Source organism: Pseudomonadota bacterium, assembly GCA_010028905.1.
In the GTDB taxonomy this organism is placed as follows: domain Bacteria; phylum Vulcanimicrobiota; class Xenobia; order RGZZ01; family RGZZ01; genus RGZZ01.
The window spans coordinates 1-12,752 of record RGZZ01000109.1 but is presented as its reverse complement, the minus strand read 5'-3'; the positions used below and the strand labels follow the sequence as shown (position 1 = coordinate 12,752).

Annotated in this window: 9 protein-coding genes; 5 read left to right on the top strand and 4 right to left on the bottom strand. The window is 66.5% G+C overall.

Annotation, left to right across the window (positions count from 1 at the left end):
* From EB084_09910 to EB084_09900, 3 genes are all read right to left on the bottom strand, one after another.
* Nucleotides 1–1,477: hypothetical protein (locus tag EB084_09910; protein NDD28565.1), on the bottom strand; the 1,477-nt coding region annotated here is incomplete at its 3' end.
* Between the two features lie 62 nt (nt 1,478–1,539).
* The gene (locus EB084_09905) at nt 1,540–4,845 is read right to left on the bottom strand and encodes an isoleucine--tRNA ligase (protein NDD28564.1); all 3,306 of its coding nucleotides are present in this window, start codon (nt 4,843–4,845) and stop codon (nt 1,540–1,542) included.
* A gap of 123 nt (nt 4,846–4,968) precedes the next feature.
* Entirely contained in the window at nt 4,969–5,451 is a 483-nt protein-coding gene (locus EB084_09900; GenBank protein NDD28563.1) for a PaaI family thioesterase, read from the bottom strand.
* 87 nt (nt 5,452–5,538) lie between these two features.
* Here EB084_09900 and EB084_09895 point away from each other — a divergent pair, with 87 nt between their 5' ends.
* From EB084_09895 to EB084_09875, 5 genes are all read left to right on the top strand, one after another.
* A complete protein-coding gene (locus EB084_09895; GenBank protein ID NDD28562.1) occupies nt 5,539–6,513 on the top strand; it encodes a GGDEF domain-containing protein in 975 nt (324 codons plus the stop codon).
* Between the two features lie 188 nt (nt 6,514–6,701).
* Nucleotides 6,702–7,487, top strand: a complete 786-nt coding sequence (locus tag EB084_09890) for a GGDEF domain-containing protein (protein ID NDD28561.1) — start codon at nt 6,702–6,704, stop codon at nt 7,485–7,487.
* A 166-nt stretch (nt 7,488–7,653) separates the two neighbouring features.
* Complete coding sequence (locus tag EB084_09885) at nt 7,654–8,898, top strand: VWA domain-containing protein (protein NDD28560.1); 1,245 nt, start codon at nt 7,654–7,656, stop codon at nt 8,896–8,898.
* Between the two features lie 114 nt (nt 8,899–9,012).
* Nucleotides 9,013–11,202, top strand: a complete 2,190-nt coding sequence (locus EB084_09880; protein NDD28559.1) for a M3 family peptidase — start codon at nt 9,013–9,015, stop codon at nt 11,200–11,202.
* Nucleotides 11,203–11,228: 26 nt separating this feature from the next.
* Complete coding sequence (locus tag EB084_09875) at nt 11,229–11,927, top strand: single-strand selective monofunctional uracil-DNA glycosylase (protein NDD28558.1); 699 nt, start codon at nt 11,229–11,231, stop codon at nt 11,925–11,927.
* Here the strand turns inward: EB084_09875 and EB084_09870 are convergent.
* On the bottom strand, nt 11,900–12,752 hold an 853-nt coding region (locus EB084_09870), incomplete at its 5' end, for a hypothetical protein (GenBank protein NDD28557.1). The two genes, EB084_09875 and EB084_09870, sit on opposite strands and share 28 nt — an antisense overlap.

The following is a 12,752-nucleotide window of genomic DNA, read 5'->3' as shown; positions in this document are numbered from 1 at the left end:
GGGCTTCGTGATGGGGGGCGAGGCGAGGGAGAGCGATGGTTCCCTGCGCTCTCCCCCAGGCGCTCTTCACCGCGTCGGTGAGGTCGACGAATGTGCCGCCCCACTCGTCCCAGAAGAGCATCACATCGCCATCTGCGGGTCCTGCGTCGTGCAGCAGATCGTACCAGTCCCGCACCCGATCTTCAGCCAGGCCGCTCAGCAAGATGACCTCGCGGGCCGGCGCGTCCTCCACGTTGGGTTGCACGTAGACGTAGACGTGACCCTGGCGCCCCAGGCCCTGCAGGGCCGCCTCGATTCGGGCGCGTGCGTCGCCCAGGTTCGGAGGATGGAGCCGCGCGTAGCCCATCGCGGCTTCACGCGCCTTCACGCCGCACGCGAGCAGGCATCCCGCGACCGCGAGCCCGATGCCCCCGAGCGCCGCAGCCTGCACCGCGCCATGTCGCGCGCTTCGCCGCACCCGCTCTGATGCGCCGGACACGGCGAGCCCAAGCAGCGCCGCGAGGGGGAGCGAGGCCTGCCACGTGTACCGATCGCGCAAGGGGGCGCCCGGAACCAGCAGAGCGTAGGCGGCGGTGGCCAGCACGAGCCATCCGACGTGAACCGCTGGAGCGGCAAGCCCTCGACGAAGGAGCCCGACGATCACGATCAGGGTCAGGGCGAAGGCGACGTTCGCCTGTGTCAGGGTGGGGACGGGCGTGCGCTCGCCCACGCCCGGAACGAAGAGCAGCGCGGTGACGTACTGCGTGACGGCGATGACGAGATCGCGGGGAGAGAGATTCACGGGAGACGGCCCGAGACTCCCGCGCACGCTCCACACGCTGAACGCCTTCCACCCCGCCACCGTGGCGGCAGCGATCCACATCGCAAGCAGGTTTCCGGCCTGACGCAGGCGGTTCCTCGCCGGAGGACAGAGCCAGACATCGATCAGGGTCAGCACAACGGGGAGGTAGAGCGCCGACTCCTTGGCGAGCGCGGCGGCGACCATCGACGCGAGTGCGACAGCGGCCCAGGCAAGACGATGGGTCGTGTGCCACCGGCAGCGCCACCAGGCGTGGAGGCAGAGCATGGTCATGAGCCCCGCAAGCACCTCGCCGATGGACGCCAGCCAGATCGTGGGCTCCCAGTGACCGGGGTAGACGACGAAAGCAACGCCCGCCGCCACGCCGGCTTCGAAGCGGCCCGATACGTCGGTGACCCAGCGAGCCAGGAGCCAGGCGGTGGCGATGCAGAGCCCGAGCGCCAGGGCATGGTAGCCCGCGGGCTCGAGGCCGAAGAGATGCCAGCCCACGAAGAAGAACAGGTTGCTGAGCGGCCACAGAAAGCCCATGTCGTAGTGGGCGAAGGTCGCATCGTGAATCGTGAAGAGGTCGAGCGAGCCGCGTACGCGGCTGGCGTTGTAGAGCCAGATGAAGTCGTCGCCGTAGAACCCTGTGTCGAGCGCGGCGCCGTCGACGGCCACCACGAGGGCCGCGAGCAAGGCGATCAGGCCCGCTTCGCGCAGGCCTCGTCTCTTCCCATCGGACAGGCTCTGGAGCGCGGTCAGCGCTTCACGAGCCCCAGGGTCACCGTCTCGCCCTCCAGGTCGATGCTTGCGCTGAACGCGTCACCCGGGGGCGGCTCGAGATGGAGCTCCCGAGCCTGCACCTCGTGGGCGATGACCTCGTTGAAGCGCTCCACGGCCGCGCGCACATCGGTTCCGCTGCTGCCCACCCAGACGGCGATCTGGTCGGAGATGTGGAGCCCGGCCTTCTTGCGCAGGTCGTTGAGATTGCGGATGAGGTCGCGTGACAGGCCTTCGAGCTGGAGGGCTTCGGTGACTCGGGTGTCAAGGGCCACGAGGCGGCCGTCGCCCTCGCTGTAGGCGTAGCCCTCAGGCGCCTGCGGATCGATGAGCACCTCGTCCGGCTGCATCCGCAACGTCTCGCCGCCCTCGAGGGGGAGGTCGAAGGGGTTCGACTCCCGTACCGCCGCGGCTACCGTGGCGCCCGAGATGCTCTCGAGGGCCTTCTTGATGGCGGGGATCTGCTTGCCGTACTTCTTGCCCATGACGGGGAGGTTGGGCCGCAGCCGATAGGTCACGAAGTCAGAGCCCGGCTCGAGGAAGCGGATCTGCTTGACGTTGAGCTCCTCGCGCAGCTGCTCCTCGGACCGTCGCAATGCGTCGAGATCGACGCGGCTGCGCGGGGCCACCACCGCCTCGATGAGCGGCTGCCGGGTCTTGAGCTTGGCGCTCTGCCGCGCGGCTCGCCCCAGGGAGACCACGTTGATGGTGGCGCGCATCTCGTCGAGCAGCGCCTGATCGATGCGTGTGCCGTCGGCCTTGGGGTAATCGCACAGGTGCACGCTGGCGGGCGCGCTGGGATCGATTCTGCGCACGAGGTTCTGATGCAGCGCCTCGGCGAGGAACGGCGTGAAGGGAGCCGTCATGCGGGTGATGCCCACGAGACAGGTGTAGAGCGTGTGATAGGCCGCGCCATCGCCCTCCCAGAAACGGCGTCGGTTGCGGCGCACGTACCAGTTCGAGAGGTCGTCGACAAAGGCTTCGAGCGCGCGGGCCGCCGTAGTGGGATCGTAGCTGTCGAGCGCCTCGGTGACGTGGGCCACGGTCTCTTGCAGACGCGCGATGGCCCAGCGGTCGATGAGCGGCAGGGCTGACCCGTCGACGGGGGGCTTCAAGTCGGGTTTGTCTTCGTTGGCGTTCTGCACGAAGAAGGCGTAGGTGTTCCAGAGCGTGAGGATGTACTTGCGCACGGCGTCGCCCACCAGGTTCACCGAGAAGCGGCGGCTGGCTTCGGGAGGGGCCGAGCTGTAGAGGTACCACCGCATGGCGTCGGCTCCGTGGGCGTTGAGGATCTCCCACGGGTCAACCACGTTCCCGCGGCTCTTCGACATCTTGTTGCCCTCTTCGTCGAGCACCAGGCCGTGGCAGATCACCGTGCGGTAGGCGATGTCGTCGAAGAGCATCACGCCGAGCTGATGCAACGAGTTGAACCAGCCGCGGGTCTGGTCGAGGCCTTCACAGATGAAGCTGGCGGGGAAGTCGCGGTCGAAGCGATCGGCGTTCTCGAACGGGTAGTGCACCTGGGCGAAGGGCATGGCGCCACTGTCGTACCAGCAGTCGATGACATCGCTGATGCGGTGCATGTCGCCCTCGCACGCGTCGCACGTGAGCACGATCTCGTCGACATAGGGGCGATGGGGGTCGAAGTCGGGCGCGCTCACATCGACCGGGGCGCCGTTGCGCCGTCCCATGCGCCCGAGCTCTTCGTATGATCCGACCATGTGGCGATGCGAGCAGTCGCCGCAGATCCAGATGGGCAGCGGCGTTCCCCAGTAGCGCGAGCGGGAGAGGGCCCAGTCGACCAGATTGTCGAGCCAGTCGCCGTAGCGGCCATTCTTGATGTGAGCCGGAACCCAGTTGATCTCCTGGTTCTTCTCGATGAGGCGGTCACGCACCCGGGTGTTGGCGATGAACCACGAGTTCGTGGCGTAGTACATGAGTGCCGTGCTGCAGCGCCAGCAGTGCGGGTAGGCGTGCTTGTAGTCGGTCTGGGCAAACAGGATGCCGCGCTGGCGGAGGTTGCGGATGATGGTCTTGTCGGCGGATTTGAAGAGCTCTCCGGCAAGCGAGATGGGCTCGCCATCGGTGGGCAGCTCGACCTCCGGCAGGAAGTGCCCCGCGCCGTCGACGGTGCGCAGAACGGGCAGGCCGTGGACCCGAGACATGTCCATGTCGTCAGCGCCGAAGGCCGGTGCGATGTGCACGATGCCGGTGCCATCTTCGGCAGTGACGAAGTCGCCGGTCACGATGTACCAGGCTGTGGGCTTGCCCCCTTCGCCCGAGTCGGAGGGTTGGAGATCGGCGTCGGCGATGGAGCCGGTCGAGGCCTCTTCCATCTGGGTGTGGGCGTGGGACTGCTGGTTGTGGGCCAGCATCTTCTCGCCCACCTGGGGGAAGGGCGGGATGTACTCCTTCCCGGCCAGATCGCGTGACGAGAGCGTCTTGATCAAGATTGCGTCTTCCCCGAGGACCCGCGTCATCAGCGAGCGTGCGAGAATGAAGATCTCGTCTCCATCGGCGCGGCGAGCCGCCACGTACTCGAGGCCGGGGTTGACGGCCGCGGCCACGTTCCCGGGCAGCGTCCAGGGGGTGGTGGTCCACACCAGCAGCGACGTGCCCTCGGGCAGGCCGAGCGAAGCCGGGTTCTTGAGGGTGAACCGGATGGTGATCGACGGATCGACCACGTCCTTGTACCCCAGACCCACCTCGTGCGAAGAGAGCGGCGTGCCACAGCGCGGGCAGTACGGCACCACCTTGTAGCCGAGATAGACCAGCCCCTTGTCCCACAGCTGGCGCAACGACCACCAGACGCTCTCGACGTAGTCGTTGCTCATGGTCATGTACGGGCGGTCGAGATCGACCCAGTATCCGATGCGCTCGGTCATCTGGCGCCACGCCTGCTCGTACTCCATCACCGAGGCGCGGCACTGCTTGTTGAACGGCTCGACACCGTAGGCCTCGATGGCCTGCTTTCCTGAGAAGCCGAGTCGCTTCTCGACCTCGAGCTCGACGGGGAGGCCGTGACAGTCCCACCCGGCCTTGCGGTTCACGAGGAAGCCCTGCATGGTCTTGTAGCGGGGGAAGAGGTCCTTGTAGGCACGGGCCTGGATGTGGTGAACGCCGGGACGTCCGTTGGCAGTGGGGGGGCCTTCGTAGAACACGAACTCGGGTGCGCCTTTTCGCAGGTCGAGAGAGGCCTGGAACGCGCTTTGCTCGCGCCAGAGGGTGAGGATCTCCTCTTCGAGGAGGGGGAAGCGGACGTTGGTGCTGACTTCGGAGAACATGCGTGAACCTTCTGTGGGGGGTGGTGATGGGGAGAGTCTCGGGAAGTTCGGCGCGGGTTGGACGTGTCCTACCTGCGCAGCGCCCTCGCGGCCCTTCGCGGGTGCGGTAGCGGTGGGCTCGGGCTACCAGCGACCGTAGGCGGGGTGGCCCTCCTTCACGGCGACGAAGGTGCCGCGACAGGTTGCGCATACCTTGCCGCGGGCCTCGAGCGTGGCTTCCACGGTGGCCCGATCATCGGAGATCTCGACCGGATGCGCGCGCAGCGTGAGGGGGCCGTCGGTGGGGGTGGGGCGCAGCAGGCGCACGTGGAAGTCGGCGGTGACGGTGTTCGGGACCCGGTCGGTGAGGCCCGCCCGTCGCATGAGGTGCCAGGCGGCTGTCCAGTTGCTGTGGCAATCGAGCAGGGCCCCCGTCACGCCGCCGGAGAGGCATCCCTCCCAGGCTTCGTGCCAGGGTTCGGCCCGCCAGGCGGCCACCACCTCGTCTCCTTCCGGAAAGCTGCGGATGCGCAGCCCCCGCGGGTTCTCGACACCGCACCCGAAGCAAACCCCGTGGGGTGCGTATCGCTCCTGAAGGCTCAGCCCCACTGCGTCTCCTGAAGTCATGCGCTCACCGTCCTCGCTTGCGGTCTTCCCTGAGCGCCGGGCTCTCCCCTCTCGACACGCGCCTGATTGAAGGGGGGCGTTTCCAAGATGCGGCTGAAGGAAAATGTGGAGATCGTCGAAGAGTTGTCATTCATGGGCAAGAACGACGCCGACGACGTGTGCACGACGCACATCGCCCGCCCGCTCAGAGGGGCAGCACAGAGCCGTGAGCGCCTGCCCTGCTTGCTGATGGTCAGCGGCGAGCGCACCGGAGAGCTCATCCCGCTCGAGGCTGCAGAGACCGTTGCGGGTCGCGGCTCGCGGGCAGACATCCATCTCGACTTCGACAGTGTGAGTCGTCTCCATGCCAGGTTCGTCCGACATCCGAACGGCCAGATCGATCTGGTCGACCTCGGGTCGACGAACGGCACCTACGTAGACGGGGCCCCCATCGAACGTGTCACTCTCAAGGACGGCGACACCATCGGCCTGGGTGACGTAGAGGCGTTCCGCTTCGGCCGCTACGCCGAGAACGAGAAGAACCTGCAGCATCAGCTCTATCTCGCGGCCACGCGCGATGGCCTCACCGACGTGCTGAACCGCCGTCACTTCATGCTACGCCTGCGTCAGGAGTTCCAGCTCGCCTTGCGCACCGGTGACCCGCTCTGTGTCAGCATGATCGACATCGACTACTTCAAGCAGGTGAACGATCGTCACGGCCACGCCACGGGTGATCGCGTGCTGCGAGGGGTGGCGGGGCGCATCCGAAAGCAGCTGCGCAGCTACGATCTGGTCGGTCGCTACGGCGGTGAGGAGTTCTCGCTCGTGCTTCGTCACACCGACCCGGAACAGGCGCTGCAGGTGGTCGATCGGGTGCGTCTCAGCGTGGCGCAGGAGCCGCTTGATGCGCCGACTGACGCAGAGGGTCGTGTCGAGGTCACCATCAGCGTCGGTCTGGCAAGCCTCGACGTGAACCACATCCATACGCCGGAGGCGTTGCTCGAGCTGGCCGACCAGGCGCTCTACCTCGCCAAGCAGAGCGGTCGAAACCGGGTCATGTGCCACGGAGAGCAGGCCGGCTGACCGTCGCCTCTCTGGCGTCTTCGTCGGAGGGAAGCGGTAACGACAGGCCGAACATTCGGCCCTTGTGAGCCCCAAGACTCCAGGCGACGAGGAGAGCACGCGTCGCGTCAGTGTAAGTCAACCGCCGGCCGTGCCTTCTCATCGTTCACGGTGATGCCGCCGGAGAGCTGGTTCCTCTCGAGAGGCCCGTGACTGTCGTTGGACGCGGGGGCAGCGCTGATCTGCAGCTGCCCTACACCAGCGTGAGTCGCGCGCACGCGCGCTTCGAGCTCTATCCCGAGGGCCATGTCGAGCTGACCGATCTCGACTCCACGAACGGTACCTACGTCGAGGGCGCGCCCGTCACGTCGTGTTTCCTCTCTGAGGGCGACATCATCGGCATCGGCGACGTCGAGGCCTTTCGCTTCGGGAGATATGACGAGGCTGAGGCGGCTCTTCAGCATGATCTGTACACCACCGCGACCCGCGACGGTCTGACGGGGGTCTTGAACCGGCGCCATCTCCTGGCGCGCATGCGTCAGGAGTTCGAGCTTGCGCTCCGGTCCAACACGCGGCTCTGCGCACTGATGATCGATGTCGATCACTTCAAGCGGGTGAACGATGAGCACGGGCACGCGGCGGGTGATGCCGTGTTGCAGGCCGTGGCAAAGAGCGTGGCCTCGACCTTGCGGACCTACGATCTGTTTGGGCGTTACGGTGGTGAGGAGTTCACCGTCCTGCTGCGGCACGTGGCGCTCGATGAGGCGCGGATACTTGCCGATCGGCTGCGCCAGCGAATCACCGAGGCGCCCATACCGGTGTCGTCAGCGCGAGGCGACACAGCCCTTGCGCTGACTGTGAGCATCGGCGTTGCGGAATTGGTGCACGGGCAGAACCACGAGCCTGGCCACCTGCTCGCCGCGGCTGACCGTGCGCTGTATCGCGCGAAGGCACTTGGACGCAACTGCGTGTGCGTCGACGAGCGCCCTCTCTGACCCGTGCGATGATGCTTTCCAAGGAGAAGGTGGAGCCTTCGTCTCTGGCTCGGGACGGGGCTTTTTGGCAATCGCGCGACATCTTGCGAACGATTCTCTGCGAGATGTGAAATAACGCCAGCGTCACGACGACCATTCTCTCATCAAAACGTGGGAGAGTCATCGCATGCGCGTTCGCACAGAGGTCTACCTTGCCTCGATGTTCCTCATCTTTGCGGTCTGCTTCAGCAAGATCGCCCTGTCCCATCTGGTCTTCGCAAAGACGCCCGCTCCGCACGAGACGGGGTCCATTGGCCGTCCGGTGAGCGGCGACCCAACCGGCGTACACGATCCGAAGCCTACTGGCGCGTGGGTCACCCCGCCGGATCCCGGCAAGCGCCCGGTGGTACAGGTGGCCATTCTGCTCGACACCAGCAGCAGCATGGAAGGGCTCATCGATCAGGCCCGCACCCAGCTGTGGCGCATCGTAAACGAGTTCGGCCGCGCCGAGCGGCGTGGGTTGAAGCCGCAGATCGAGGTCGCCCTCTACGAGTACGGCAAGCAGTCGCTGCCGGCGGGCCAGGGGTTCCTGCGCCAGATCGCACCCTTCACCACTGACCTCGACGGAATCTCCGAGGCCCTGTTCGCACTGCGCACGAACGGCGGCGAGGAGTACTGCGGCTGGGTGCTGCGTGATGCCACGCGTGGGCTGACGTGGCGCGACCGGCGGGAAGGCGATCTGCACATCGTCTTCATCGCGGGCAACGAGCCGTTCAGCCAGGGTCCCATCGACTATCGGTCGGTGTGCCGCGACGCGGCGGAGAAGGGCATCGTCGTGAACACGGTCTTCTGCGGCTCTTCGTCCGAGGGGCTGGCGACCGGGTGGGCCAACGGGGCTGCGCTCGGGGGCGGAGAGTTCCTCGCCATCGATCAAGATCAGAAGCAGGTCTACGTTCCCACCCCGCAGGATGACGAGATTCGCGGCCTCAGCGACAAGCTGAACCAGACCTGCCTGCCCTACGGTGGTGGCGGTGCCCGTGGATACGCCCGCATGCAGGCCCAGGACTGCGCGGTGTCGGGCGCCTCTGCCGAGGCCGGCATGCAGCGTGCCGCGGCCAAGGCCAACAGCGCGGTGTACAGCAACGGTGCGTGGGACCTCTGCGACGCGGTCAAGGACGGCAAGAAGCTCGAGTCGATGCCTGCCGAGGAGCTGCCCGCCGCGGTTCGGGCGATTCCTGCCGCTCAACGTCAGGCCTACGTCGACGCCAAGGTGCGCGAGCGAGAGCAGATCCAGCAGCGCATCCGCACCTTGAACGCCGAGCGTGACCGCTATCTCGCCACCCACGCAAGCAAGGGAGACGCATCGCTGCAGTCGGCCGTGCTGCGCGTGGTGCACACCGAGGGTGCAGCGAAGGGCTACACCTTCAAGTAGGCGGAGCCATCCTCGGCATCAGTGGCCTGCGCAGGGGCGCGGGCGGAGAGCGAGAATCGTCACCATCTCGATCTCCGCCCGCGTCTTGCTTCGTGGGCGTCTCTCGGAGGACGCGTGAACCGTCGCAAGTTTCTCGAGCTCGTCACCGCCGCCGCTGTGGTTGCGGCCGATCAGGTCCGTCTGCCCGCCCTCGCGGCGGGAACTCCCACAAAGAAGGCCTCGGCCGCCTCGACGCGGGGCACGGCCAGCGAATCGAACCCCCTGCTCGAAGCCTGGCCGGGGCCATACGGTGGGCTGCCTCCTTTCAGCAGCGTCAAGCCGCGCATGTTCCCTGCGGCGTTCCGCGCTTCCATGGCCGAGTGCCGCGCAGAGATCGAGCGCATCGCCAACCAGCGGGCGCGACCCACCTTCGCCAACACCCTCGCCCCCCTCGAGGCCGCCGGACGCACGTTCGCACGCGTCATGAGCGTGTTCGACATCTTCACCTCCACGGCGAACACGCCGGCCATCCAGTCCATCGACCGCACGTGGAAGCCCAGGCTGGCAGCCTTTGATGACGAGATCGTGCAGAATGCCCGGCTGTTCAGGCGCATCGAAGCGGTCTACGAGGCGCGCGAGCGCAACGGCCTCACGTCGGAGCAGCAGCGTCTCGCCTGGGTGTACCACAACCGTTTTGTGCGCTCCGGCGCCCGTCTCGACGCGGCACAGAAGCGTGAGCTGTCAAAGATCAACCAGAAGCTCGCCACGCTCTACACGCGCTTCCGCCAGAACCAGCTGGCCGATGAGGAGAATCAGATGCTGGTTCTCACCGCCGCTGACGAGCTGGCCGGTCTGCCGCAGTGGCTCATCGACGCAGCGGCCGCCTCGGCAAAGGAGAAGAAGAGACCTGACACCTGGGTGATTGTGAACACCCGGTCCGCCATGGAGCCGTTCCTCACCTACGCATCGCGGCGCGATCTGCGTGAGAAGGCGTTTCGTCTCTGGGTGCATCGCGGCGACACGCCGGGGCCGCACGACAACAATCCGCTGGTCACCGAGATCCTCGCCCTTCGCGCGAAGCGGGCGAAGCTGCTCGGGCACGCCACCTACGCGCACTGGTCGGTGGACAGCGGCATGGCGAAGACGCCGCAGCAGGCCATGGACCTCATGATGAAGGTCTGGCCGGCCGCTGTTGCGCGGGCGCGCGAAGAGGTGGTCGACATGCAGGCGGTGGCCGACGCCGAGGGCGGCGGGGTGAAGATCGAGCCTTGGGACTACCGCTACTACGCCGAGAAGGTGCGCAAGGCGAAGTATGATCTCGACGAGAGCGAGATCAAGCCCTACCTGCAGCTCGAGAAGATGCGTGAAGCCATGTTCTGGGCGTCCACGAAGCTCTTCGGCCTGCACTACAAAGAGCTGCACGGCATTGCCACAATCCACCCGGACGTGCGCGTGTTCGAGGTCAGCGGCCCCTCAGGTGACGTGGTCGGCACCTGGTACTTCGACCCCTACGCCCGCGCGGGGAAGAGCTCGGGCGCCTGGATGAACGAGTATCGCACCCAGGAGGCGTTCGAGAAGCCGGTGCTCCCCATCGTCTCGAACAACGCCAACTTCGTGAAGGGCGCGCCTGGCGCACCCGTGCTCATCTCGTGGGACGACGCAGAGACGCTCTTTCACGAGTTCGGTCATGCGCTGCACGGGCTGAGCTCGAAGGTTCACTACCCCACGCTGTCTGGCACCAACGTGCCGCGCGACTTCGTCGAGTTCCCCTCTCAGCTCAACGAGCACTGGCTCTCGACGCCCGAGGTTCTCAGCCGGTTCGCGCTGCACTGCGAGACGGGCAAGCCCATGTCGGCTGCGCTGGTGGAGCGCATCCGAAGGGCCCATACGTTCAACCAGGGCTTTGCCACGGTCGAGTACCTCGCTTCGGCCATCGTCGACATGCAGCTCCACCTGGCGGGCGAGACCCCGGTCGAGCCCCGTCGCTTCGAGCAGGAATCGCTGGTGGCTCTCGGCATGCCCAAGGAGATCGTGATGCGCCACCGCATTCCTCATTTCGGTCACATCTTCTCCGATGACGGGTACGCCGCCGGCTATTACAGCTATCTGTGGGCGGAGGTGCTCGACCACGACGCCTTCCGCGCCTTCACCGAAGCCGGCGGGCCGTACGACCAGAAGGTGGCGAAGCGCTATCACGACGATGTGCTGCAGGTGGGCAACACGGTCGATCCGGCCGTGGCCTATCGCCGCTTCCGTGGCAAGGCCCCGTCCATCGAGCCGCTGCTCGAGTATCGCGGGTTCGCGAAGAAGACAGAGAAGTCGTGACCCGGCGCGCCTCGACCCAGCCTGCGCTGACGGCCATCACCGACCGTCTCGTGGCTGATCTTGCGCCGTTGCGCTTCAAGCGCCCGGTGACCCACGTCTACAATCCCCTGGTGTATGCGCGGGCGTGCTATGACGAGTATGTGTCGCGCTATGGAACGCCACCGCGGGAAGTGCTCCTGCTGGGCATGAACCCGGGGCCCTTCGGCATGGCCCAGACCGGGGTGCCATTCGGCGAGGTGTCGATGGTGCGCGACTGGCTGGGCATCTGTCAGACCGTGCTCAAGCCCGCGGACGAGCATCCGAAGCGTCCTGTGAGCGGATTCGCCTGCTTGCGCAGCGAGGTGAGCGGCGCTCGCATCTGGGGCTGGGCGCGCGAGCGCTATGGCACGCCCGAGCGCTTCTTCGCGCGGTTCTTCGTCATCAACTACTGTCCCCTGGTGTTCATGGAGGAGAGCGGTCGCAATCGAACGCCGGACCAGCTGCCCCGAGACGAGCAGCGCGCCGTCATGGCGGCGTGTGATCGGGCCCTGCGTGACACGGTGACGCTCTTCTCGCCGCGGGTCGTCATCGGTGTGGGTCGGTACGCCGAGCAGCGCCTGCACGAAGCGCTCGCCGGCCTCGAGGTGCGCATCGGCACCGTGGGGCACCCCAGCCCGGCAAACCCCCAGGCCAACCGAGGGTGGGCACCGCTGATGGATCAGGTGGTGGCTTCGCTCGAGCTGTAGGCCTCGGTTTCCTCTGTGGCGACGACGGTGGGCGACTTGAAGACGAAGGCCGCCAGCAGCACGATGCCGAGCGCGGGCCACGCGCGGAAGTTGGCCACGGTGGAGACGCAGAGGATTCCCGAGATGAGGATGCGTGCCACGTGGGGCATGAGGGCCTCGCCGTCAAGGAGCCACGAGGCTGTCCACCATGCCAGGGGAAGCGTCACGCTGTCGACGCGCACGGGCAGGTGAAGGCCGGCGGAGCGCTTGATCACGAGCGCCACGCACGCAAGCAAGGCGCAGCGGAGCGCGGCGGCCCTCGCCTTGTCGTTGAAGCCGACCACCAGAATGGTGCGTGACCGCAGCAGCGTCATCATGAGCAAGGGGACGAAGGCGAACTGGGGCTGGAAGGCCGACGCCGCCACCAGGAGCGCCGCCCAGCCCCACAGCGGGAGCGCCAGGTGCTCGAGAAGGCAGAGACTGCCAAGTCCGACGAGCACCTGGCCGCTTCCGGCGCAGCTGAGGTTTCGTTTCGCCATCACGACGATCTGGGTGCTGACCCCGGCCAGGGTGTCGTGTCCCCCCTGTGGGTTGGCAAGTATCTCCGGGGCTTCGATGGGCGATACGGCCACGCTGTGTGACACGGCCAGCAGCGCCAGCCATCCGACGACGGCCGCCACGGCGCTTCGTCCTCCGCACCATCGCTTCACGAGAACGTAGAGGGTCGCGGCAATCAGGGGGGTGGCCGCAAAGTCTAGAGAGGCCACGTGCATCTCTGGCCACGGGTGCTGCCATCCGAGAACAGCGCCTGCCCCTATGCTCACCCATCCAAGGATGAGTGAATGA